This is a genomic window from Tabrizicola fusiformis, assembly GCF_013328815.1.
Classification (GTDB): domain Bacteria; phylum Pseudomonadota; class Alphaproteobacteria; order Rhodobacterales; family Rhodobacteraceae; genus Fuscibacter.
The window spans coordinates 66,272-88,491 of the sequence record NZ_JABUHN010000013.1; the positions used below are offsets into that span (position 1 = coordinate 66,272).

The following is a 22,220-nucleotide window of genomic DNA, read 5'->3' on the forward strand; positions in this document are numbered from 1 at the left end:
CCCCCCCCGCTCCCGTGCTGTCAGCCGGTCAGACGGTCACCATCAGGCGCATCGCCTCATAGATCGCGGCATGGGTGTTGCGGGCTTCGACCGCGTCGCCGATCCGGTAAAGGCGGAAGCCTTTCGGGCCTTTGCTTTCCGGCTGCGGCTGACCGGCCACCAGCGCCTCATAATCCACGGCGCCCAGATTTTCCGACTGCGGCTTCAGTTCGAAGTAGATATCGGCCAGCGGTTGCGTGCCGTGGTTCACCACGATCTGGTCAAAGTGCCGTTCCTGCGCCAGTTTCATATAGTCTGACCCGATCACCGCCTTGATCTGATTGCCGTCCTTTTCCACGCCACTCAGCCGGTAGGTGACGGTGAACTTCACCGCCTTGTCCTGCATGGCGCGCATATAGGGGACAAGGTTCATCGCCATGACTTCCGGCGCAAAGGTGCGGTCGGGGGTCATCACTTCCACAGTGGCGCCGCTTTCGGCCAGGAATTGTGCCGCTTGCAATGCGGTATGGTCGCCGGCGTCGTCGAAGAGCAGCACGTTCTGCCCCGGCTTCACATCACCCGACAGGATATCCCAGGCGGAAACGGTCAGCTCGTTGCCGAAGTCCAGAATATCCTTGGTCGGCAGGCCCCCGGTGGCGATGATCACCACATCGGGGTTCAGCGCCAGAACGTCCCCTGCTTCGGCCCAGGTGTTGAAGCGGAAATCGACATCGCGCGCCGCGCATTGCGCCATGCGCCAGTCGATGATGCCGATCATTTCCGACCGCCGCTTGGTCAGCGAGGTCAGCCGCACCTGCCCGCCGGGCTGGTCGGCCACTTCGAACACGGTCACCGCATGGCCGCGCTCGGCGGCCACCCGCGCCGCCTCAAGCCCTGCCGGGCCGGCGCCGACGATCACCACCCGCTTCTTCGCAGCGGCGGGCGGAATCGCATGGGGCAGGGTTTCTTCCCGCCCGGTCGAGGGGTTGTGGATGCAAAGCGCCATGCCGCCCTGATAGATCCGGTCAAGGCAATAGGTGGCGCCGACACAGGGGCGGATATCCTCTTCGCGCCCCTCCATGATCTTTTTCACCACATGCGGGTCGGCCATATGGGCGCGGGTCATGCCGACCATATCCAGCATCCCCGAAGCCACCGCATGGCGCGCGGTGGCCACATCGGGAATGCGGGCGGCGTGGAAGGTGGGCAGGCCGACCTCGGCCTTGATCCGCCCGGCAAGGTCCAGATGGGGGGCAGAGCGCATTCCCTGAATCGGGATCACATCGGTCATTGCCGGATCGGTAAAAATCCGGCCCCGGATGATGTTGACGAAATCCACCAGCCCCGACTCGCGGAAGCGGCGGGCCATTTCCACGCCTTCTTCGGGCGGGATGCCGCCGGGCGAATCCTCATCTGCCGTATAGCGCATCCCCAAAAGCATCTTCGGCCCGACCCGTTCGCGTACCGCCGAAAGCACCTCAAACGCAAAGCGCAGGCGGTTGTCCAGGCTGCTGGCGTCATAGGGGCCGGCGGGCATCCCGTTGGTCAGCGGGCTGATGAACTGATCCATCAGATGGCCGTAGCATTCAAACTCCAGCCCATCGACGCCCGAGGCCGCCATGCGTTCGGCGGCGTCAGCATAATCCTGCACCACGCGGGCAATGTCCCAGTCCTCCATCACCTTAGGGAAGGCGCGGTGCGAGGGTTCGCGCGACGGCCCCGCAGCCAGAACCGGCAGCCAGTCGCCCTTGTCCCAGCGGGTGCGGCGGCCAAGGTGCGAAAGCTGGATCATCACGGCAGCACCCGCCTCGTGGCAGTCATCCGTCAGCTTTTTCATCCACGGAACGATCTCGTCCTTCCAGACCAGAAGGTTGGAAAACACCGGCGGGCTGTCGCGGCTGACCGAGGCCGAGCCTGCCGTCATCACCATGGAAACCCCGGCCTTGGCGCGCTCAAGATGATAGAGGCGATAGCGGTCCTTCGGCATCCCGTCATCGGAATAGGCCGGTTCGTGACTGGTGGTCATGATCCGGTTGCGCAGGGTCAGGTGTTTGAGCTGATAGGGCTGGAGAAGGGGATCGTTGGACATGGGCGCGCTCCTCGGCTGGCAGCGGCAGAATAGGCGCTGGCTGTGAGTCGTCAAATCAAAAATCGACAGTAGTGTCGAGTTTTTCCGCAAACGGTTGCTCCGACCGCCGCTTGGCCCTAGCTTGGCGCCATGAGACAGATGGTTCAGGAGCGGGGATGGCGCGGTTCGGCCGAGCTTTGGCTGGATGCGGCCTATCAGGTGTTGGTCGAAAGCGGGGTCGATCAGGTCAAGGTCGGCGTGCTGGCCGAACGGCTTGGCCTGTCGCGGACCAGCTTCTACTGGCATTTCGCGGACCGTGAGGCGCTTCTGGCCGGGTTGATCGCACGCTGGCAGGCGCAGAACACCGCCAAGCTGGTGGCGCAGAGCGAAGCGCCCGCGGCCACGGTTTCCGAGGCGATCCTGAACATCTTCGATTGCTGGGTCGATGCCAGCCTCTTCGATTCGCGGCTGGAATTTGCCATCCGCACCTGGGCGCTGAACGATGCAGGGCTTGAGGCGACGATTGCCACCGCCGATGCCACGCGGATTGCCGCGCTCGCGGCGATGTTCCGGCGCTTTGCCTATGCCGCGGATGAGGCCGATATCCGTGCCCATACGGTTTATCTGACGCAGATCGGCTATATCTCGATGCGCACAACCGAGGCACATGGGCCGCGCATGGCGCGGATGCGCGCCTATGCCCTGACCTTTACCGGCCAATTGCCGACCGATGCGGAAATCGCGGCCTTTCTGGCCCGCCACCCCGGTTAGGTGGCTCAGGTCAGCCGGGCCAGCAGCGTCAGAAGCTGTGCCTGTTCCGCGGCGGTAAGCGGGTCGAGCGTGCGGGCGGAAATCGCCAGCCCGGTCTCCATGCGCGCGGCAAACAAGGCTGTGCCTTCTGCCGTCAGGCTGACGGTCAGGCGGCGGCGATCCTCGGGGTCGGGGGAAGTTTCGACCAGGCCCTGCCGTGTCAGCCGGTCCACCACGCCCTTGATGGTGGCGCCATCCATCGCCGTGACGCGGCCGAGGTGATTCTGCGACAGTGGACCTAGCGCGCTGAGTTGCGCCAGAACGGCGAACTGCGTGGTGGTCACTTCGGGGATTGCCTCATTGAAGATGGTCAGATGCCGTTGCGTGACCCGCCGCAGCAGGAAGCCGACCTGATCTTCGAGTGCATATTTCAAAGGCGTCTCCATGCTTTGGGATACGCCCTCGCCCGCCGTCGCGCAAGAAAGTTGACAGGGGACGGGGTGGGGCGCAATCCTGTTGGCATACAAACGAAAAGGTGCTGCGTGACCGCCTACGCCCGCCCCTCGGACCTGCCTGACGCGCTGGAGATTCTGGCGGGCGGCGGCTGGCGGGTGCTGGCGGGCGGGACCGATCTTTATCCCGGTGCCGGGGCGGCTCTGGCCGGGGACATTCTCGACATATCGGCACTGGACGAATTGCGCGGCATCACCCGGGGCGCGGGGTTGCGGATCGGTGCCGCCACGACATGGAGCGATCTGGCCGAAGCCGATCTGCCGCCCGCGCTGGCCGGATTGCAGGCGGCGGCGCGGCTGGTGGGCGGGCGTCAGGTGCAGAATGCCGGCACCATCGGCGGCAATATCTGCAATGCCTCACCCGCCGCCGATGGCGTGCCGCCGCTGCTGACGCTGGATGCCGAGGTCGAGCTTGCTTCGGCACGGGGGCGCCGGCGGTTGCCGCTGGCGGATTACCTGCGCGGGCCAAGGCAGACAGCCCGGGCGGCGGATGAATTGCTGATGGCGGTGCATATCCCGGACGCGGCGCTGCGGGGGCAAGGCAGCTTCCTCAAGCTGGGCGCGCGGGCGCATCTGGTGATTTCCATTGCCATGGTGGCGCTACGATCTGTCACAAAAGGCGGTTTGGTGACTGAAATCGCACTGTCCATCGGCGCCTGCGGCCCCGTCGCGCGGCGTCAGCCGGGGGTGGAACGGGCATTGACCGGCACGCCCCTGACTGGGCTCGCCGACCGCCTGCGGCCCGAAGATCTTATCCTTGCGCCGATCGACGACATCCGCGCCAGCGCCGCCTATCGCCGTGAGGCGGCCTTTGAACTCACGCGCCGGGCCTTGGCCGGGGGGGCGGCATGATCGGCTTCACCCTCAATGGCCAGCCCGTGACCTGCGACGCCCCTCCGGGGGAGCGTCTGTCGGAAACCCTGCGGGAGCGGCTGGGCGCGCGTGGCACCAAGGTGGGCTGCGATGCGGGCGATTGCGGCGCCTGCACGGTGCTGATCGGGGGGCGGGCGGTCTGTGCCTGCCTGACGCCCGCCGCGCGGGCCGAAGGGGCGGTGATAGAGACTGTTGAGGGGTCAACTCCGGTGCTGACCCGGCTGCGCGATGCCTTCCTTCGCCACGGCGCGGCGCAATGCGGCATCTGCACGCCCGGAATGCTGATGGCCGCTGCCGAACTGCTGCAAAGGGTCCCGCGCCCCTCGTCGGAAGAGGCAAAACAGGCACTGGGCGGCGTTTTGTGCCGCTGCACGGGCTATGCCAAAATCATCACCGCGGTCTGCGACGCGTGGAGAGGCGAAGGCCCTCCAGACCTCCCCGTGCAGGCGCCTGTCGGTGTGCCCCTGCCCCGGCTGGATGGGGCGGCTAAGGTGGCGGGGGATGTCTTTGGCGCCGATTGGGCCCCGGAAGGCGCGCTTGTGGTCAAGGCGATTCGCGCACCGCATCCCCATGCCGGGTTCACCTTTGGCGATCTGGCCGCCTATGCCGCCCGCCCCGGCATTGCCGCCGTCTATACCGCCGCCGATATTCCGGGCCGCAACGCCTTTTCCGTGATTCCGGCCTTTGCCGATCAGCCCGCCATTGCCGCCAGCCCGGCGCGGTTCCGCGGCGAATGCGTGGCCCTTGTGGCGTTCGAGCCGTACACGCCGCCCGATACCGCCGATTTCCCCATCCGCTGGACCCCGCTTGCCGCCCTTCTCTCTTCGGCGGAGGCCGAAGCGCCGGAGGCCCCGCTGTTGCACCCCGACCGGCCGGCGAACCGGCTGATCGAAGGTGTGGTGCGCCGCGGCGATGCCACTGCCGCGCTTGCCGCCGCCGCCCATGTGGTGGAGGGCAGTTTTACCACCGCCCATGTCGAACACGCCTATATCGAACCCGAGGCGGGGGCGGCCTGGATGGAGGGCGATACGCTGAACATCCGCGCCTGCACCCAGGCCCCCTATATGGACCGCGACGACACGGCGGCGATTCTGGCCCTGCCGGTCGGGCGGGTGCGAATCCTGCCCTCTGCGGTCGGTGGCGGTTTCGGCTCCAAGCTGGATGTCAGCCTGCAACCCCTCATCGGGCTGGTCGCGCTGAAAACCGGGCGTCCGGCGCGGATGATCTACAGCCGGGCCGAGAGCATGACCTCCACCACCAAGCGGCATCCGGCGGAAATGCGCGGCCGGATCGGCTGCGATGCCACTGGCCGCATCACCGCCATGGAGTTCGAGGGTCGCTTTGACACCGGCGCCTACAGCAGTTGGGGCCCGACCGTGGCGAACCGCGTGCCGGTCCATGCTTCCGGCCCCTATCACACCCCCACGATTCATGCCCGCGCCCGCGCCGTGCATACCCATGGCCCGGTCAGCGGCGCCTTTCGCGGTTTTGGCGTGCCGCAAGCCGCGCTCTGGCAGGAAACCCTCTATGACCGGTTGGCCGAGAAGGCGGGTCTTGACCGGCTGGAATTCCGGCTGTTGAACGCGCTCCGCGACGGGCAACTCAGCGCGACAGGTCAGGTGATGGAGGCAGCGGGCATCGCGCAATGCCTGACGGCACTTCGCCCGCATTGGGCGCGCGCCCTGGCCGAAGCGCAGCCGCAGGGCCATCTGCGGCGCGGCGTGGGGATCGCCTCCTGCTGGTATGGCTGCGGCAATACCGGGTTGCCCAATCCCTCGACCATACGGATCGGGCTGACGGCGGCGGGCGGGCTGGTGCTGCATCAGGGGGCGACGGACATCGGGCAGGGGTCGAACACGGTGATCCCGCAGATCGCGGCGCAGGCGCTGGGCCTGCCATTGACAGCCTTCCGCTTCATCGGCCCCGATACCGCGCTGACCCCGGATGCCGGCAAGACCTCCGCCAGCCGGCAGACCTTCGTTTCGGGTCGCGCGGCGCAGGCGGCGGGGGCGGCGCTGCGGGGGGCGCTGTTGCGGCTTGTCAATGCGGGCGACGGCGCAGAACTGTCTATAAACGGGCATTTCGTGACGGTTACCGAAGGCACCGCCTGCCACCGGATCGACCTTTCCACCCTGCCGACAGACGCCCGCGGCTATGCCCTTTCGGCCGAGGAAACCTATGATCCGCCGACCCGACCGCTGGATGAAAACGGTCAGGGCAGCCCCTATGCCATCTACGGCTATGGCGCGCAGATGGTGGAACTGGCGGTCGATACAAGGCTTGGCACGGTGCAGCTTGTCAAGATCACCGCCGCCCATGACGTGGGTCGGGCCATCAACCCGCAACTGATCACCGGCCAGATCGAAGGCGGCATCGCGCAGGGCATCGGCATGGCCCTGATGGAGGAATATATCGCCGGGCGCACCGATAACCTGCACGACTACCTGATTCCCACCACCGGCGATGTGCCGCCCATCGAAAGCCTGCTGATCGAAGTGCCCGACCCGGACGGCCCCTTTGGCGCCAAGGGGCTGGGCGAGCATGTGCTGATCCCCACCGCCCCGGCCATCCTGAACGCCATCCGCCACGCGACCGGCGCCGAACTCACCCGGACCCCGGCGCTGCCGCACCGAATCCTCGATGCGATTCAAAGGGCACCGCGATGATTTTTCAATTGCCCTTCCCGAAATACTCTCCGGGGGTCCGGGGGTGGAAAACCCCCGGCGCCTGCCGCCTTGTGCGGAGCTTGCCATGAATGCCGCCGACAAGATCCGCTGCGATGCCTGCCCGGTGATGTGCTACATCGCGCCGGGCCAGACCGGCGCTTGCGATCGCTATGCCAATGACGCGGGCCGGATCATCCGCACCGATCCGGTGGTGATGCTGTCGCACACGGTTCAGGGGGGCGGGCGCGTGGTGCCCTTCGCGCTGCGCGACTGGGACGGCGATCCCCTGCCGGGCGATACCTTCGTGACCGGAATCGGCGCGGGCACCACCTATCCCGATTACAAACCGGCGCCCTTCATCGTCTCGTCCCGGATCGAAGGCGCCGATATGGTGACGGTGGTGACCGAGGCGATCTTTTCCTATTGCGGTGTCAAGGTGAAGATCGACACCGACCGCTTCCTTGGCCCCGAAGGTGCCACCGTGCGCGCCGGGGGCGAGGCGGTGGGCCATGTCAGCACTGCGGAATACGGCAGTCAGATGCTGTCGCTGGGTGGGGTGCATCACTTGACTGGTGGGTCCAAGGCCGAAGGTCGCCTGACCTGTGCCGCGCTCCTCTCGCTCTGCAATGGTGAGGCGGTGGAACTGACCATCGACGGCGGTTCAACCGTGGTCGTGCAGGCCGGGCGGCCGCCAGTGGTGGATGGCACGCCCGAGCGGCGGATGCGTGTGGGCTGCGGTTCGGCCACCATCGGCATGTTCGCCAGCCAGTGGCGCGGGCTGGTGGATGAGGTGGTGGTGGTCGATGACCACATCACCGGCGTCGTCAGCGAGCATCAGGCCGGCAAGGTTCTGGGATGGGAGCCGACCGGCATCCGCATCAAAGGCCACCGTTCCACCCCCGGGCGCTATTTTCGGGTGAGCGAGCCGGGGCTGGGCTGGGGCGGCACAAGGTTGACCGATCCCTTGGAGATTCTGGGCCCATGGGAGGCGAAAAAGGGCGCGCGCCCCGGCCTGACCCTGCTGATGGTGTCCACCACCGGCGAAGAGTTCGGGTTTTATGTGCTGGACGAGGAGTTGAGGCCGCAGGCGCAGCCTTTGCCGCAGGCGCTGCGGGCGACGGTCGGGCTGATTGACGAGAATTGCGAACCCTCGCTTTGCACCGTTCTGTTCATGGGCGGCGCGGGCGGCAGCCTGCGCGCCGGGGTGACGCGGAATCCGGTGCGGCTGACCCGCTCGGTTCAGGCGGGGGTGACGCGGCTGACCTCGGGCGGGGCGGACTGCTATGTCTGGCCGGGCGGTGGCATCACCTTCATGGTGGATGTGACAGCCCTGCCCCCGGGTGCCTTTGGCGCGGTGCCCACCCCGGCGCTGGTGGCGCCGCTTGAATTTACCCTCCCCCGCGAGGCGTATCTGGCGATGGGCGGGCATGAGGACAGCATCCGCACTCTGGATCAGGTGGTGGCCGGGGGCGGGGAATATCCGGTTGCCGCACGGGTGGAACCCTGGCCTTCGGAAGCGGGGGCCAGCCCCCGCACCCCCGGAGTATTTCAAAAGGTGCAAAGGCCATGATGCAGGCAAGTCTTCTGCCGGATGGGCGGCTGCATCTGAACCACGGGCCGATGGATCTGATCTGCGGGGCCGAGGGACCGGGGGCGGCGGCGGGCTTTCGACGGGCCGTGGCGCGGTTTGACGGTTTGCTTGAGGAATTGGTGGCGGAGCTTCCGGCCCTTCGGGTGGAGGTGGCTGTGCTTCAAGGGCAGGTGGCGCGGGTGATGGCGGCGGCGGTGGCGCCGTTCCGGCCCGATTTCATCACGCCGATGGCGGCGGTCGCGGGCGCCGTGGCCGAGGCGGTGCTGGCCGTCATGGTGGCGGGGCCGGGCATCGCGCGGGCCTATGTGAACAATGGCGGCGATATTGCGCTGCATCTGGGCGCGGAGCAGCGGTTTACCTGCGCCATGGCGACCGGCGGCCGTCTGGTGATCGGCGCCGGGGACAGTGTGCGCGGCATTGCCACCTCGGGGTGGCGGGGGCGGAGTTGGTCGCTGGGCATTGCCGATGCGGTGACGGTGGTGGCCCGCAGCGCAGCCATGGCCGATGCGGCGGCGACGATGATTGCCAATGCGGTGGACTTGCCCGGGCATCCCGCCATCACCCGCCGTCCGGCAGTAGAGATGCAGGCCGACAGCGACCTTGGGCAGCGTCTGGTGACGGTTGGAGTTGGCGCCTTGACCGGGGCCGAGGTGGCGCGGGCCCTGGCGCGCGGCGTGGCGGCTGCTGGGGCATATCGTGCGCGCGGCCTGATTGAAGGGGCCGCCCTTTTCCTTCAGGGTCAGAGCCGCATCGAAGGGGTGTTGCGGTTGGAGGAACCCGAACATGTCTGAATTCAAACTGCGCAAGATCGTCACGCAGGTCGAGGAAATCCTGCACGAGGGTGGGCCGCTGGCCGAAGTGCCGCCGGTCAAGGGCGCGATCTATGCCATCTGTTCCAACCCCTTCGCCGGGCGTTACGAGCCCGAACTTCAACCCGCGATGGAGGCGCTGAAGCCGCTGGCGCTGATGCTGACCGACCGTCTGGTCGCGGCGCTGGGCGGGCGCGAGGGGATCGACGCCTATGGCAAGGGCGCCATTGTGGGCGAAGCGGGCGAGCATGAACATGGCGCGATCTGGCATGTTTCGGGCGGCTATGGGATGCGCGAGCGTCTGGGGGAATGCCGCGCCATCGTGCCATCGGCGATGAAGGTCGGCGGGCTTAGCACCACGCTGGATATTCCGCTCGGCCATCTGAATGCCGCCTATGTCCGGTCGCGCTTCGATGTGATCACGGTGGCCTGCGAGGATGGGCCGCGCGCCGGTGAGGTGCTGTTCGCGCTGGCCATGGCGCGGGGCGGGCGGGTTCACAGCCGGATGGGCGGGCTGGAACTGTCACAGGTCAAGGGGGAGGACGGGTTGCGGTGAAGCGGCTGGCAGCGGCCCTTGCGGTTACCCCTTCGGCGGCGCTGGCCTGCGCCTTGCCGCCTTCGGTGATCCTGACGCTGCCCACGGGTGGCTATATCGCCGGAGCCGGGGCGACCGTGGCGCTGACGGCGGTCTTGGGTGCGATGAGCGGGCGGCTGCCGCGCTTTGTCGCGCTGCCGCTTTGGCAGGGGCCGGACCGCTGGCCGCGGATGTTCACCTCATACCTTGGGTTTCTGGGGCTGGCGGGGCTTTTGGCCATCGGCTTTGTCGGGGCGGCGGACCCGCTGCACAACCTGCTGGCGCTGGTGTTCTGGACCGGCATCTGGATTGCACTGCCCTTTGCCTGCATGATCTTCGGCAATCTGTGGTGGGGGATGAACCCTTGGGCCGCGCCGGTGCGGGCGCTGCGCGGCGCTCTGGGCTGGCGGGGCAGCATCGGGTTGTCGCGGCTGGGACATTGGCCCGCCGTTCTGGGCATGGCCGGGTTCGGCTGGTTCCAGATCGCGGCGCTGGCGCCGCAAGACCCGGGCGTGCTGGCGCGGATGCTGCTGGTCTATTGGGTGGTGCTTCTGGCGCTTGCCGTGGCCGAAGGCGAAGATTGGCTGGAGCAGGGGGAGTTCCTGACAGTGTTCTTCACCCTGATCGCCCGCATTGCGCCGCTTTGGCGAGAGCGGGATGGGGCGCAGGTGCGGGCCTTTGCCGGATGGCCCGGGGCGCAGGTGCTGCGGATGGCACCGCTTGATCTGTCGCAGATGGCTTTCGTCGTGGTCACGCTGGGCACGTTGAGTTTTGAGGGGCTGTCGGAAACCTTCTGGTGGCTGGGGCTGATCGGGGAAAACCCGCTGGAGTTCACCGGCCGCTCGGCGGTGCAGGGGGTGAACGCCGTCGGGCTGTTGGCGGCATGGGGCCTGACGGCGGCGGCGCTTTGGGGCGGGTTGCGGCTGTCGCGGGCGCTGGGCGGGGGCGGCTTTGCGGCGGGGCCGGTGATGCTGTCCTTCCTTGCCATCGCGGCGGGGTATCATGTGGCGCATTTCTTCGTCACGCTGATCACCACCGGGCAATATACCCTCTGGGCGCTGAACGACCCGCTGTTTCGGGGCGATGAGTTGTTGGGCCTACCGCCCTTTTACATCTCATTCGGGTTCCTGTCGGTTCCGGCGGTGATGGCGGCGATCTATGCCGTGCAATTCGGTGCCATTCTGGGGGCGCATCTTCTGGCGGTGGTGCTGACGCTGCGGCTGGGCGGTGGCCCCCGTGCGGCGGGGCATTTTCCGATGACCCTGTTGATGACGGGCTATACAGTTTTCGGTCTCTGGCTTATGTCAACGGCGCGAGGTGTTTGAAAAGACAGGACTTTTCATTTGTATGCCTATGATCTGCAACCACAGGCGCCGGGGCACACCCGGGCCGTCCAACAGCGGAGTGAAACCATGATCACCACGAAGAAGACTGGTCTGGCGCCGTCGCGGCGTTCGGTTCTGATGGGGGCGGGCGCGGGCCTGCTGGCCGGGGCGGGTCTGATCCGCCCGGTCTGGGCGCAGGCCGCGCCGCTGAAACTGGGGTTCCAGTTGCACGCGACGGGGATCGGCGCCGGCTATGGCCGCTGGTATCAGCGCACGGCGGATGCGGCGGTCAAGCTGATCAACGAAGGCGGTGGCATCGCCGGGCGCCCGGTGGAACTGGTCTATGAAGACGATGGCACCGACCCCAAGCGCGGCGCCGAAGTGGTGGACAAGCTGGTCAGCCAGCATGGCTGCGATCTGGTTCTGGGCACGTTGTTCAGCCATGTGGTGATGGGGTCCGCCCCCCGCGCCGGAGAGTTGAAGGTGCCCTATCTGGTCTGTTCCGAAGGCTACCACGTCGCCTCGGGCGCGCTGAACCGCTGGACGCTGCAACCCGGCATCACCGATGTCCGCAGCCAGATCTCGTCGATGGCGCCGTGGGTTGCGGGCAACATCGGCAAGAAAGTGACGATGGTCTACCCGGACTATGCGTTCGGCTATGACCACCGCGATTTCTTTACCGCCGCCATTCAGGCGCAGGGCGGCGAGGTTCTGGCCCAGATCGCCATTCCGCCGACCGAAACGAGCTTTACCCGCTATTTCCCGCAGATTCCGCCGGAAACCGAGGTGATCTATCACGTCATGGTCGGCCCGGGTGTTCTGACCTTCGTCAAGGAGCTGGGGGAGTTCTATGGCACTGGCGCCAAGCCGCAGCTTTTCGGTTTCATCGACTCGCTCGAAGCGGTGGATACGGCGACGCCGGGGCTGGAGTTCCTCGAAGGCTCGCATTTCTGGGAGGCGCATCCCCGGGTAAAGCCTGCCGATGCGGGTGAACATGAGGCGGCATACCGGGCCGCCGTGGGCGTGGATGACAATGGCGCCAGCACTGGTGACGCCGCCGATGTTGCCACCTATTCCCATATGTTCAGCACCTGGGAGACGCTGTTCTTCATCAAGCAGGCGATCGAGGCGGCGGGCTATACCGGCCCCGCCGACCGTCAGAAGCTGGTCGAGGCGATGGAGGCGATTTCCGACCTGCCTTACGGCATCGAGCGGCCGCAGGGTGCCAAGACCTTCAACGGCAAGACCCACCAAGCCTTTGGCGTGCAGAACATCTCGAAGATCGAAGGCGGCAAGCTGGTGAAGGTGCATACCACCACGATTGAGGAAGGGCTTTACCCCGACGCGGTCGATTACACGACGATGGCGTTCTGAGCATCGGCGGCCGGGGGCTTCGCGCCCCCGGACCCCCGCGGGATATTTAAGGACAGATGAAAGGGCGCTCGTGGGTTTTGGTCCGTTTCTGCTGCTTGCCGTGATGGAGGGGCTGGTGTCGGCGGCGGTGCTGGCGCTGACGGCGGTGGGTCTGTCGCTGGTCTTTGGCGTGATGCGGGTGGTGAATGTCGCCCATGGCGCGTTTTTCATGCTGGGCGCGCTGGTCGCCTGGTTTGTGGCAGGCCATGTCGCGGGGCCGCCGGTCTGGGGCTGGCTCGCTGCGCTGGTGGTGGCGCCTTTGGTGGTGGGGGCGCTGGCGGCACTGGTCGATATCTCAGTATTGAAGCGGCTGAATTATGAGCCCGAGGCGGTGATCGTGGCCACCATCGGCGTGCTTTACATTCTGGAACAGGCGGCCCTGATGAGCTTTGGCCCCGATGCAAGGCCGGTGGCGGCGCCCTTCACGCTGCGGCTGCAACTGCCGTGGTTCGGCTATTCGGGGTATAAGCTGTTTGTGGTCGTGGCCGCCTGCGCCGTGCTGGCCGGGGTCTGGCTGCTGATGGCGCGGACGCGCTTTGGCCTTCTCATGCGGGCGACGCAGGTGGACCGCAACACGGCGCGGGCCTTTGGCATCAATGTGGACCGGGTTTATGCGGGCACTTTCGCGCTGGGTGCGGCGCTGGCGGCGGTGGCGGCGGTGCTGGTGGTGCCGATTTCCCAAGTGCATTACCTGATGGGGGCGGATCCGCTGTTGTTGGCCTTCATCACGGTGATCATCGGGGGCTTGGGCAGTTTGCGCGGCACGCTGGTTGCGGCGCTGGTGATCGGGTTGAGTGACGGGGTGATCTCGATGTTCTGGTCGCCCACCTTGTCAAAGATCATCGCCACGCTCTTGGTGGCGCTGGTGCTGGTGTTCCGGCCGCAGGGCCTGTTCGGGGCCAAGGCATGAAGGTCTGGCTTTTCCATCTGGCGGTGCTGGTGGCTTTGGCGGTGCTGGCGCTGATCCTGCCGGCCTATCACGCCAACAATCTGGCGCGGATCCTGATGCTGGCGGTCTTTGCCACGGGCTATAACCTTGCCTTCGGCTATACCGGGATGTTGAGCCTTGGCCATGCGCTGTTCTTTGCGGCGGGGATGTATGGCGCGGCGCTGCCGGTTTCGCTTTGGGGCCTTGGGGCCTTGCCGGGGCTGGCGCTGGGGCTTCTGGCCGGGGGCGCCGTGGCGGCGGCGGTGGGGCTGCTGGCGCTGCGGACGGCGGGGGTCAGCTTTATGATCGTGACGCTGATGTTCGCGCAGGCGGGGTATCTGACGGTGATCTACTTCAACCAGACCACCGGCGGCGATCAGGGGATCGTGCTGTCGGGCGCCGGGCGGATGCTGGCAGGGCTGGACATGACGCAGGACGGCCCGCGCCTGATGGTGGCGCTGGGGCTTTATGCGGCGGGGCTGCTGGCGGCGCTGGCGCTGGTGCAAAGCCGGTTTGGCCGGGTGATGCTGGCCATGCGCGAGAATGAAGAGCGCAGCCGGATGCTTGGCTATGATCCGTTCCGGGTCAAGCTGGCGGTGCTGGCGATTTCGGGGCTTTACGCCGGGGTGGCGGGCGCAGGCTATGCCCTGCTGTTCGGCTATGCCGGGGCGGGGTTTGCCGGGGTGCAATATTCCATCCTTCCCATGCTTTACAGCCTGATGGGCGGGGCGGGCACCGTGCTGGGCCCGCTGATCGGGGCGGGGGCGATGTTCTATCTGATCGACATCGCCTCGGGTCTGACCACGGCCTATCTGATGGGGGTGGGAATTGCGCTGGTGGTGCTGGTGCTGTTCGCGCCGCGGGGGATTCTGGGCTGGGTCCGCGAAAGGGTGCTGCCATGGCTGCCGTGATCCTTGAAGCGCAGGGAGTGGCGCGGGCCTTTGGCGGGTTGCGGGCGGTGGACGGGGTGGATTTCGCGCTGCAAGCGGGAGAGATTCACGCGCTGATCGGGCCGAATGGCGCGGGCAAAACCACCTTTGTCAGCCTGCTGTCGGGTCGGATCGCGCCAGATGCCGGGGCGATCCGGTTGGCGGGACAGGACATCACCCGGTTGCCCGCGCATCTGCGGGTGCGGCGCGGGATTGCCTATACGTTCCAGATCACCTCGATCTATCCGCGGCTTACGGTGTTCGACAATGTGGCGCTGGCCGCCCAGTCGCGCGGGGTGCGTGACCTGCAGGCGGCGATTGCGGCGGCGCTCGCCCGTGTTGGCATGGGCGATCTGGCGGGGCAGGAGGCGGCAACGCTGTCCTACGGTCACCAGCGGCTTCTGGAATTGGCGATGGGGCTGGCCTTGCAGCCGCGGGTGCTGATTCTGGATGAGCCGACGCAGGGCCTTGCCGCCGGTGAGATTGCCGCCTTCACCGCCCTTGTCCGCAGCCTTGTGCCCGAAACCACCGTTCTGATGATCGAGCATAACATGGAAGTGGTGATGTCACTGGCCCACCGCATTACGGTGCTGAACTTTGGCCGGGTGCTGGCTCATGGCACGCCGGAAGAGATTCGCGCCAATCCGGCGGTGCAGGCCGCCTATCTGGGGACCGGCGATGCTGCGGCTTGAGGGGGTTTCGGCCGGATATGGCGCGGTTACGGTGCTGCGCGGTCTGTCCTTTGCCGCCGAGGCGGGGGAGGTGACCTGCATCATGGGCCGCAACGGGGTGGGCAAGACCACGCTGATGCGGGCGATCATGGGGCAGATTGCGGTCAGCGGTTCGGTCCGGCTGGGGGGCGAGGAACTGGCCGGCTTGCCTGCGCATGAGGTGCCGCGCCGGGGCATCGCCCTTGTGCCGCAGGGGCGGCGGCTGTTCGGGCCGCTGACCGTGGCGGAAAACCTTGAGATCGGGCTGATGACCCGGGGCAAGGGCGCGGTGACGCGCGACCGGGTGTTGGACCTGTTCCCTCGGCTGCGGGAGCGGCTGACGCAGGTTTCATCCACGCTTTCGGGCGGGGAGCAGCAGATGCTCGCCATTGCCCGGGCGCTCTGCCTTGAGCCGAAGGTGCTGCTTTTGGACGAGCCGACCGAGGGGCTACAACCTTCGATGATTGCGGCGATCCGGCAGGTGGTTCTGGGTTTGAAGACAACCGGTGTGGCGGTGGTGCTGGTCGAGCAACGGGTTTCCGCGGTGCTGGACATGGCCGACCGGGTGGCTTTCATGGACCACGGCACGGTCGCCGAAACCGTGGCGCGGGCCGATCTGGCCCCCGGTGCGGCGCAGTTTGCAACCTGGGTGGGGGTCTGAATGACGGGTCTTGTGGCGGGCGTCGATGTCGGCGGCACCTTCACCGATCTGGTGATCCTTGACCCGGCAACGGGGGCTGTGCGGCTGGCCAAGGTGCCGACCAGCCTGCCGGATCAGTCGGGCGGGGTGCTGGCCGCCTTTGCCGAGGCGGGGGCCGATCTGGGCCAGATGGACCTGATCGTGCATGGCACCACCACGACCACCAATGCGGTGCTGGAGCGCAAGCTGGCCAAGACCGGGCTGATCACCACCGAAGGGTTTCGTGACGTGCTGGAGCTGGGCCGCCGGACCCGTCCGCAAGCCTATGGCATGAAAGGCCATTTCGTGCCGGTCATCCCCCGCGACCTGCGGCTTGAGGTGGCGGGCCGGATGGATGCGCGGGGCCGTGAGCTGACGCCTCTGGACGAGGCGGCGGTGGCGCGGGCCGCGCTCTGGCTGCGCGATCAGGGCTGCGAAAGTCTGGTGATCCATTTCCTGCACGCCTATGCCAACCCCGCGCATGAACTGCGCGCGGCCGAGATTGCGGCGGGCGTCTGGCCAAACGGCTATATCACCACCGGCCATTCCCTCTTGTCCGAAAGCCGCGAGTTTGAGCGGGGGGTGACGGCGGCGGTCAATGCCTCCGTCCAGCCGCTGCTGGAGCGGTATGTGGCAAGGCTGGCCAAGGGATTGGCGGCGCGGGGATATTCCCGTGACCTTCTGGTGATGAACGGCAATGGTGGCATGGTCACCGCAAGCAAGGTCAGCCGCGAGGCGGTGAAAACCGTGATGTCGGGTCCGGCCAGTGGTGTGATGGCGGCGGTGGCAACCGGGCGGCGGGCCGGGATGGCGAACCTTCTGACCTATGACATGGGCGGCACTTCGACCGATGTGGCGATGATCCGGGGCGGGGTGGCGCCGGTCTCGAACGAGATCGAGGTGGAATATGCCATGCCGATCCATGTGCCGATGGTCGATGTCCGCACCGTCGGCGCCGGGGGCGGTTCGATCGCGCGGGTGGATGCGGGCGGGATGCTGCGGGTGGGACCGGACTCGGCGGGGTCAAGCCCCGGGCCGGTCTGCTATGGGCGCGGCGGAACGCAGGTGACGATTTCCGATGCGAATTTGCTGCTTGGCCGCCTGCCTGCCGCGCGGTTCGGTCAGGCGGCTGCGGCGGCGCGGGCGGCGATGGAGGATCAGATCGCTGCGCCGCTGGGCCTGACGGTGGAAGAGGCGGCCGAAGCGGTGCTGCGGATTGCCAACACCCATATGGCGGGGGCGATACGGATGGTGTCGATCAGCATGGGCGCCGATCCGCGCGACTTTGCGCTGTTCGCCTTTGGCGGCGCCGGGCCGCTTCATGCGGTGGCATTGGCGCGGGAGCTGGCGGTGCCCAAGGTGCTGGTGCCCGCGCGGCCCGGGCTGACCAACGCGCTGGGCTGTGTGGTGGCCGACCTGCGGCATGATTTCGTCCGCACCCTGAACCGCCCGCTGGACGCGGCGGACATGGCGCAGGTTCAGGCCATTCTGGCCGGGCAAGAGGCCGAGGGGCGGCGGTTGATTGCTGCCGAAAAGCTGGCGCTCCGCTCTGTCAGGGCCGAGTTTTCGGCGGATATGCAATTCATCGGCCAGACCCATCTGTTGCGGATCGCCCTGCCGGGGCCGGAGGTGGGCCGGGAGGAAATTCAGCGGCGGTTCGAGGCGGCCTATTGGGCGCGGTTCAAGGTGGAATTGCCGCAGGTGCGGGCCAATCTGGTGAACCTCAACTGCTCGGTCATCGGGGCGCGGCCCGAGCTTGACCTTTCGCGGCTGATTGATCCGGCGGGGCGGGGGCAGGCGGTGCCCTCGGGCACAAGGCGGGTGTGGTTCGGCGGCTGGCGTGATGTGCCGGTCTATTGGCGGGATCATCTGCCGCTGGCGCTCGACCTGCAAGGCCCTGCGATCATTGAGCAAATGGATACGACCGTGATCGTCGAGCCGGGGTGCCGGGTGACATCGGATAGTGACGGGAACCTGATTGTCGAGGTGGGCCATGCTTGATCCGGTGACGCTGGCGGTCATTCAGGCCGGGTTGCAGCAGGTCTGCGACGAGATGGACCTGACCTTTTCCCGTGCCGCCTTTTCCCCGGTGATCGCCGAGGCGGATGACCGTTCGGACGGGATATATTCCGCCGAGGATGGCAGCCTGATTGCCCAAGGCTCCAAAGGGTTGCCGGTGTTTGTCGGGGTGATGCAGTTTTCCACCCGGACACTGATCGAACGCATTCGCGCGGGGGAAACGGCGGCGCCGGAGCCGGGGGATATTTACATTGTGAATGACCCTTATCTGGGCGGCACCCATCTGATGGATGTGCGCTTTGCCATGCCGTTTTACCGTGATGGTAAGCTGTTCTGCTGGCTGTCGAACACCGGGCATTGGCCCGATACCGGGGGGGCGGTTCCGGGCGGGTTTTCGGCCAGCGCGATCAGCGCCGAGCAAGAGGGGCTGCGCCTGCCCCCGGTGAAACTGTTCAAACGCGGTGAGATGGACCGCGAAATCTGGCAGATCATCTGTTCCAACATTCGGGTTTCGGAACAGCGGATCGGCGATGTGAAGGCGCAGGCGAGTGCTTTGCTGGTCGGGGCCGAACGTCTGGCCGGGTTGATGGACCGCTATGGTGATGCGGCGGTGGTCGAGGCGATTGCCGAGATGCGGCGGCTGGCAGCACGGCAGATGCGGGCGATGCTGGCAGATGTTCCTGAAGATCCGGTTAAGGCGGTGGCGATTGTTGACAGCGACGGGGTGGTGAACGAACCGCTGACCATCGCGCTGTCGCTGCGGCGGGTGGGCGGCGATGTGGTGTTCGACTTCACGGGGTCGTCGGCGCCCTGCATGGGGCCGATGAATTCAGTCCGCGCCACCACGCTTTCGGCGGTTTATCTGGCGGTGCGGCATGTGTTTGCCGATGTGCCGATTTCGGCGGGCGCGTTTGAACCGTTGCAGGTGGTTGGAATCGAAGGGACTTTTCTGGATGCCCATTACCCCCGCCCGGTGTCGGGCTGCGCGGCCGAGGTCAGCCAGCGGATTGCCGAAGCCGTCTTTGCCGCGCTGGTGCAGGTCTTCCCCGACCGGGTGACGGCGGCGCCTGCGGGCACCAGCGGCAACTTTGGCCTTGGCGGGTATGACCCGGACAAGGGCCGGGATTTCGTGATGTATCAGATTTCCGGCGGCGGCTATGGCGGCTTTGCCGGGGGGGATGGGCTGTCGAACGGTTGTTCGACCATCGGCATTTCCAAGGCGCCGCCGGTGGAGATCATGGAGCAGAATTTCCCTGTGCTTTACAGGCGTTATGCGCTGCATGAGGGGTCTGGCGGCGCGGGCGAACATCGCGGCGGCTTTGGCCTCGACTACGAGATTGAGCTGTTGCGCGGACAGGCGCGGGCCTCTTTCGTGATGGATCACGGCCGCGTCGGGCCGCAAGGCGTGCTGGGCGGGCAGGATGGCGCGGTGAACCGGGTCGAGGTGATGCGCGGCGGCGTGGTGACGGTGCCGGAGCATCTGTCAAAGGCGCAGGATATTGCTTTGCAGCCGGGTGACAGGGTGCGGGTGCGCACGCCGGGCGGTGGCGGCTATGGTGATGCGGCGCGGCGCGATCCGGCGCTGGTGGCGGAGGATGTGCGGCTGGGGCGGTATTCGGCGGAGGAGGCGCGGCGGTTGTTCGGATTTTCCGGGTAAGCCGTTACGGACGCTGGATTAATCTGGGGATTTGCGGAAAACGGGCCGTAGGTTTGGCGTCGTTTTCCTGTAAGTTTTGCGTCATTTTTCCGTATATACATCTGTCGGGACGGGCGAGCGTTAACCATGGTCGCGGATCGGGGCGGATCAGCCCTCGGGCCCGAGGTGCAGTTCGGCGACGAAATCATAGATGTCGGGCCGGTAGAGGCCGCGTGTCCATTCCACCGGACGACCGGAGGCAAGATAGGCCGTCCGCTCAATCCGCAAGACTGCCATCCCCTCGGGCAGATGCAGCAAACGGGCATCCTCGCCCGTCACATTCACCGCTGCAATGCGTTGCACGGCGCGGGTGGGCGCCGCACCGCCCGCCCGCAGGATATCATAGAGCGACGTTTCCACCGCCTCGGGCGCGGGAAGAATATCGGCAGGCAGGGCCGTGCGCTCCAGCGCCATCGGCGCCCCTTCGGCGCTGCGCAGCCGGTCCAGCCGGGCCACCTGTGCGGTGCCGGTCAGGCCAAGGGCCATTTTCTCATCCGGTGTGGGGGTGAACAGACCGCGGCGCAGGATGGTGCTGCTCGACGCCTTGCCGCGCTGGCGCATGTATTCGGTAAAGGACAAAAGCGAGGAAAGCGAATGTTCGATCCGCGCGCGCGGGCGGCGCACGAAGGTTCCGGCTCCCCGCCGCTGTTCCAGCACGCCGTCCTGCACCAGTTGCGCCACCGCCTTGCGCACGGTGACGCGGGCGACCCCGGCGATCCCGGCCAGTTCGCGCTCGGGCGGAAGCTGCGTTTCGGGTTGCAGCGTGCCGTCGGTAATGGCCTGTGCCAGATGGCGGTAAAGTTGTTCGTAGCGTGGGCCACGCCCGGGTTGGAACCAGACGGCGGCCCGAAACAGCGCGGGGTCGATAAGATCGGTCATCTGGCGTCCTTCGTGGCGGCTGGCCCATGTTACAACGCCGTCCCGCAGATGTGAGGCAGATTGTTTTGCCTTTTGCGTGGCGCGGCGCATCCTTCGCTTGGGAAACGGAAGGAGCGCGTGATGGGTTGGAAGAATGTGCTGAAATGGTCCGAGGTGACGCCGCAGGCGCTGTTCCTCAACCGCCGTCAGATCATCGCCGGGGCTGGCGCGCTGGTGGCGACGCCCGCGCTGGCGCGCAATGAATGGTCGGTGGAGGAAACCCCTAACAGTTTCGAGGAAATCACCGGCTACAACAATTTCTATGAATTCGGTTATGGCAAGGAAGACCCCGCCGCCTATGCCGGTGCGCTGACCACCGATCCGTGGTCGGTCGAGATCGGCGGCATGGTGGACAAGCCCGGCAGCTATGATCTGGCCGATGTGCTGAAAGGCCAGACGATCGAGGAGCGCATCTATCGGTTCCGCTGTGTCGAAGCCTGGTCGATGGTGGTGCCTTGGCATGGGTTCGAATTGTCGGGCCTGTTGAACCGGGTCGGGGTGCAGCCGGGCGCGAAGTTCGTCGCCTTTGAAACCCTGCTGCGCCCGGAAGAGATGCCCGGTCAGCAGGGCGGCTCTTTCCCATGGCCCTATGTCGAGGGGCTGCGGCTGGACGAGGCGATGCATCCGCTGACGATTCTGGCGACGGGCCTGTATGATCAGCCGATGCCGAAACAGAACGGTGCGCCGCTGCGGCTGGTGGTGCCGTGGAAGTATGGCTTCAAGTCGATCAAGAGCATCGTGAAGATCACCCTGACCGACAAGATGCCGCCGACGACGTGGAACATCCTGCAATCGAATGAATATGGCTTCTACGCCAATGTGAACCCGCAGGTGGATCACCCGCGCTGGTCGCAGGCCACGGAACGGCCGATCGGCGGCGGCTTGTTCGGCGGGCGCAAGGATACGCTGATGTTCAACGGCTATGGCGACCATGTGGCCAGCCTGTATGCCGGGCAGGATCTGGCGGTGGATTACTGATGGACCGTTTGAACAGGGCCTTGCGCCGCCTGCCCGTCTGGGCCGTCTACCTGATGGGCGCCGTGCCGGCGGTGCTGCTGCTGACCGGCGCCTTGACCGGGGGGCTGGGGGTCGATCCGGTCAAGGGGCTGGAGAAAGAGTTGGGCGAATGGGGGCTGCGGTTCCTGATCGCCTCGCTGGCGGTGACGCCGCTGATGCGGGCCGGGCTGCGGCTGATCCGGTTCCGCCGGGCGCTGGGGCTTTTGGGCTTCTGGTATGTGCTGGCGCATTTCACGGTCTGGGTCACGTTGGATATGGGCCTGATCTGGAGCCAGATCGCCGGAGACCTGGTGAAGCGCCCCTATATCATCGTGGGATTCGCGGCCTTGCTCATGCTGATTCCCCTTGCCCTGACCTCAAGCGATTATGCGCTGCGGCGGCTGGGCGGGCAGGCGTGGCGCAACCTGCACCGGCTGGCCTACCCGGCGATTCTGGCCGGCGCGGTGCATTTCGTGATGATCGGAAAGGTCTGGACGGCTGATTCACTGATCTATCTGGGGCTGGTTCTGGCTTTGCTGGCGCTGCGGCTGGTTCCGCGGCGCCGTCCGGCCCCGCTGCGGGCCTGAGTCGCGCTGCGCTGCCGCAAGAATGTTTCGCAACTGCGGCGTCAGTAGTAGTGATCTTGCCCGTAACCCCCAGATTTTGTGCAGGAACAAGGAAATACGAAAAAAATGCGACGGTCTGCACTTTTTCCTCTTGCGGGTTTTGGCGTTGGTCCGTAGATACCGCCTCACCGAAGCGGAAGACGCTGAATGAAGCGAAAC

The 22,220-nt window shown here is 66.3% G+C and carries 19 protein-coding genes; 16 read left to right on the top strand and 3 right to left on the bottom strand.

Annotated elements, in window-relative coordinates:
* Positions 1-28: 28 nt before the first annotated feature.
* The gene (locus HS053_RS18055; protein ID WP_174212642.1) at positions 29-2,068 is read right to left on the bottom strand and encodes an NADH:flavin oxidoreductase; all 2,040 of its coding nucleotides are present in this window, start codon (positions 2,066-2,068) and stop codon (positions 29-31) included.
* Positions 2,069-2,197: 129 nt separating this feature from the next.
* Between HS053_RS18055 and HS053_RS18060 the strand changes: the two genes are divergently transcribed.
* Positions 2,198-2,818, top strand: a complete 621-nt coding sequence (locus tag HS053_RS18060) for a TetR/AcrR family transcriptional regulator (RefSeq protein WP_174212643.1) — start codon at positions 2,198-2,200, stop codon at positions 2,816-2,818.
* A 5-nt stretch (positions 2,819-2,823) separates the two neighbouring features.
* On the opposite strand, the gene HS053_RS18065 is transcribed toward HS053_RS18060, so the two are convergent.
* Positions 2,824-3,243: a MarR family winged helix-turn-helix transcriptional regulator gene (locus HS053_RS18065; protein ID WP_174212644.1), complete on the bottom strand. Its 420-nt coding sequence runs from the start codon at positions 3,241-3,243 to the stop codon at positions 2,824-2,826.
* Between the two features lie 96 nt (positions 3,244-3,339).
* On the opposite strand from HS053_RS18065, the gene HS053_RS18070 reads away from it, so the two are divergent.
* The 13 genes from HS053_RS18070 (at position 3,340) to HS053_RS18130 (ending at position 19,482) form a co-directional block, all read left to right on the top strand.
* Positions 3,340-4,161, top strand: coding sequence for an FAD binding domain-containing protein (locus HS053_RS18070; RefSeq protein WP_347233351.1), 822 nt, complete (start codon positions 3,340-3,342; stop codon positions 4,159-4,161).
* Positions 4,158-6,848, top strand: coding sequence for a molybdopterin-dependent oxidoreductase (locus tag HS053_RS18075; RefSeq protein ID WP_174212646.1), 2,691 nt, complete (start codon positions 4,158-4,160; stop codon positions 6,846-6,848). Before HS053_RS18070 ends, HS053_RS18075 begins: the two co-directional genes overlap by 4 nt.
* 85 nt (positions 6,849-6,933) lie before the next feature.
* On the top strand, positions 6,934-8,418 hold the full coding sequence (locus HS053_RS18080) for a 6-hydroxynicotinate reductase (RefSeq protein WP_206677627.1): 1,485 nt from the start codon (positions 6,934-6,936) through the stop codon (positions 8,416-8,418).
* Positions 8,415-9,230 carry a UPF0280 family protein gene (locus tag HS053_RS18085; protein WP_174212647.1) on the top strand — a complete coding sequence of 272 codons (816 nt, stop codon included), beginning with the start codon at positions 8,415-8,417 and terminating at the stop codon, positions 9,228-9,230. The genes HS053_RS18080 and HS053_RS18085 overlap by 4 nt, the downstream gene beginning before the upstream one ends.
* Positions 9,223-9,804, top strand: a complete 582-nt coding sequence (locus HS053_RS18090; RefSeq protein WP_174212648.1) for an amino acid synthesis family protein — start codon at positions 9,223-9,225, stop codon at positions 9,802-9,804. Before HS053_RS18085 ends, HS053_RS18090 begins: the two co-directional genes overlap by 8 nt.
* Positions 9,801-11,147: a hypothetical protein gene (locus tag HS053_RS18095; protein ID WP_174212649.1), complete on the top strand. Its 1,347-nt coding sequence runs from the start codon at positions 9,801-9,803 to the stop codon at positions 11,145-11,147. Before HS053_RS18090 ends, HS053_RS18095 begins: the two co-directional genes overlap by 4 nt.
* A gap of 87 nt (positions 11,148-11,234) precedes the next feature.
* A complete protein-coding gene (locus HS053_RS18100; RefSeq protein WP_174212650.1) occupies positions 11,235-12,521 on the top strand; it encodes an ABC transporter substrate-binding protein in 1,287 nt (428 codons plus the stop codon).
* 70 nt (positions 12,522-12,591) lie between these two features.
* Entirely contained in the window at positions 12,592-13,470 is an 879-nt protein-coding gene (locus HS053_RS18105) for a branched-chain amino acid ABC transporter permease (protein WP_174212651.1), read from the top strand.
* A complete protein-coding gene (locus HS053_RS18110) occupies positions 13,467-14,399 on the top strand; it encodes a branched-chain amino acid ABC transporter permease (RefSeq protein WP_174212652.1) in 933 nt (310 codons plus the stop codon). The genes HS053_RS18105 and HS053_RS18110 overlap by 4 nt, the downstream gene beginning before the upstream one ends.
* Positions 14,387-15,109 (top strand): ABC transporter ATP-binding protein, encoded by a 723-nt coding sequence (locus HS053_RS18115; RefSeq protein ID WP_174212653.1) that lies wholly within the window; start codon positions 14,387-14,389, stop codon positions 15,107-15,109. The genes HS053_RS18110 and HS053_RS18115 overlap by 13 nt, the downstream gene beginning before the upstream one ends.
* A complete protein-coding gene (locus HS053_RS18120; RefSeq protein ID WP_174212654.1) occupies positions 15,096-15,788 on the top strand; it encodes an ABC transporter ATP-binding protein in 693 nt (230 codons plus the stop codon). Before HS053_RS18115 ends, HS053_RS18120 begins: the two co-directional genes overlap by 14 nt.
* A complete protein-coding gene (locus tag HS053_RS18125; RefSeq protein WP_174212655.1) occupies positions 15,789-17,807 on the top strand; it encodes a hydantoinase/oxoprolinase family protein in 2,019 nt (672 codons plus the stop codon).
* A complete protein-coding gene (locus HS053_RS18130; RefSeq protein WP_174212656.1) occupies positions 17,800-19,482 on the top strand; it encodes a hydantoinase B/oxoprolinase family protein in 1,683 nt (560 codons plus the stop codon). Before HS053_RS18125 ends, HS053_RS18130 begins: the two co-directional genes overlap by 8 nt.
* A 147-nt stretch (positions 19,483-19,629) precedes the next feature.
* On the opposite strand, the gene HS053_RS18135 is transcribed toward HS053_RS18130, so the two are convergent.
* On the bottom strand, positions 19,630-20,400 hold the full coding sequence (locus tag HS053_RS18135; protein WP_174212657.1) for a GntR family transcriptional regulator: 771 nt from the start codon (positions 20,398-20,400) through the stop codon (positions 19,630-19,632).
* Between the two features lie 120 nt (positions 20,401-20,520).
* Here HS053_RS18135 and msrP point away from each other — a divergent pair, with 120 nt between their 5' ends.
* Entirely contained in the window at positions 20,521-21,417 is an 897-nt protein-coding gene (msrP, locus tag HS053_RS18140; RefSeq protein ID WP_174212658.1) for a protein-methionine-sulfoxide reductase catalytic subunit MsrP, read from the top strand.
* Entirely contained in the window at positions 21,417-22,022 is a 606-nt protein-coding gene (gene msrQ / locus HS053_RS18145) for a protein-methionine-sulfoxide reductase heme-binding subunit MsrQ (protein ID WP_174212659.1), read from the top strand. Before msrP ends, msrQ begins: the two co-directional genes overlap by 1 nt.
* The last annotated feature ends 198 nt before the right edge of the window (positions 22,023-22,220 follow it).

Coding starts and splice junctions, on each gene's coding strand:
- HS053_RS18085 (WP_174212647.1), top strand. CDS start 8,415: ATGATGCAGGCAAGTCTTCTGCCGGATGGGCGGCTGCATCTGAACCAC.
- HS053_RS18100 (WP_174212650.1), top strand. CDS start 11,235: ATGATCACCACGAAGAAGACTGGTCTGGCGCCGTCGCGGCGTTCGGTT.
- HS053_RS18090 (WP_174212648.1), top strand. CDS start 9,223: ATGTCTGAATTCAAACTGCGCAAGATCGTCACGCAGGTCGAGGAAATC.
- HS053_RS18135 (WP_174212657.1), bottom strand. CDS start 20,400: ATGACCGATCTTATCGACCCCGCGCTGTTTCGGGCCGCCGTCTGGTTC.
- HS053_RS18125 (WP_174212655.1), top strand. CDS start 15,789: ATGACGGGTCTTGTGGCGGGCGTCGATGTCGGCGGCACCTTCACCGAT.
- HS053_RS18120 (WP_174212654.1), top strand. CDS start 15,096: ATGCTGCGGCTTGAGGGGGTTTCGGCCGGATATGGCGCGGTTACGGTG.
- msrP (WP_174212658.1), top strand. CDS start 20,521: ATGGGTTGGAAGAATGTGCTGAAATGGTCCGAGGTGACGCCGCAGGCG.
- HS053_RS18110 (WP_174212652.1), top strand. CDS start 13,467: ATGAAGGTCTGGCTTTTCCATCTGGCGGTGCTGGTGGCTTTGGCGGTG.
- HS053_RS18065 (WP_174212644.1), bottom strand. CDS start 3,243: ATGGAGACGCCTTTGAAATATGCACTCGAAGATCAGGTCGGCTTCCTG.
- HS053_RS18080 (WP_206677627.1), top strand. CDS start 6,934: ATGAATGCCGCCGACAAGATCCGCTGCGATGCCTGCCCGGTGATGTGC.
- HS053_RS18130 (WP_174212656.1), top strand. CDS start 17,800: ATGCTTGATCCGGTGACGCTGGCGGTCATTCAGGCCGGGTTGCAGCAG.
- HS053_RS18060 (WP_174212643.1), top strand. CDS start 2,198: ATGAGACAGATGGTTCAGGAGCGGGGATGGCGCGGTTCGGCCGAGCTT.
- HS053_RS18075 (WP_174212646.1), top strand. CDS start 4,158: ATGATCGGCTTCACCCTCAATGGCCAGCCCGTGACCTGCGACGCCCCT.
- HS053_RS18055 (WP_174212642.1), bottom strand. CDS start 2,068: ATGTCCAACGATCCCCTTCTCCAGCCCTATCAGCTCAAACACCTGACC.
- HS053_RS18115 (WP_174212653.1), top strand. CDS start 14,387: ATGGCTGCCGTGATCCTTGAAGCGCAGGGAGTGGCGCGGGCCTTTGGC.
- msrQ (WP_174212659.1), top strand. CDS start 21,417: ATGGACCGTTTGAACAGGGCCTTGCGCCGCCTGCCCGTCTGGGCCGTC.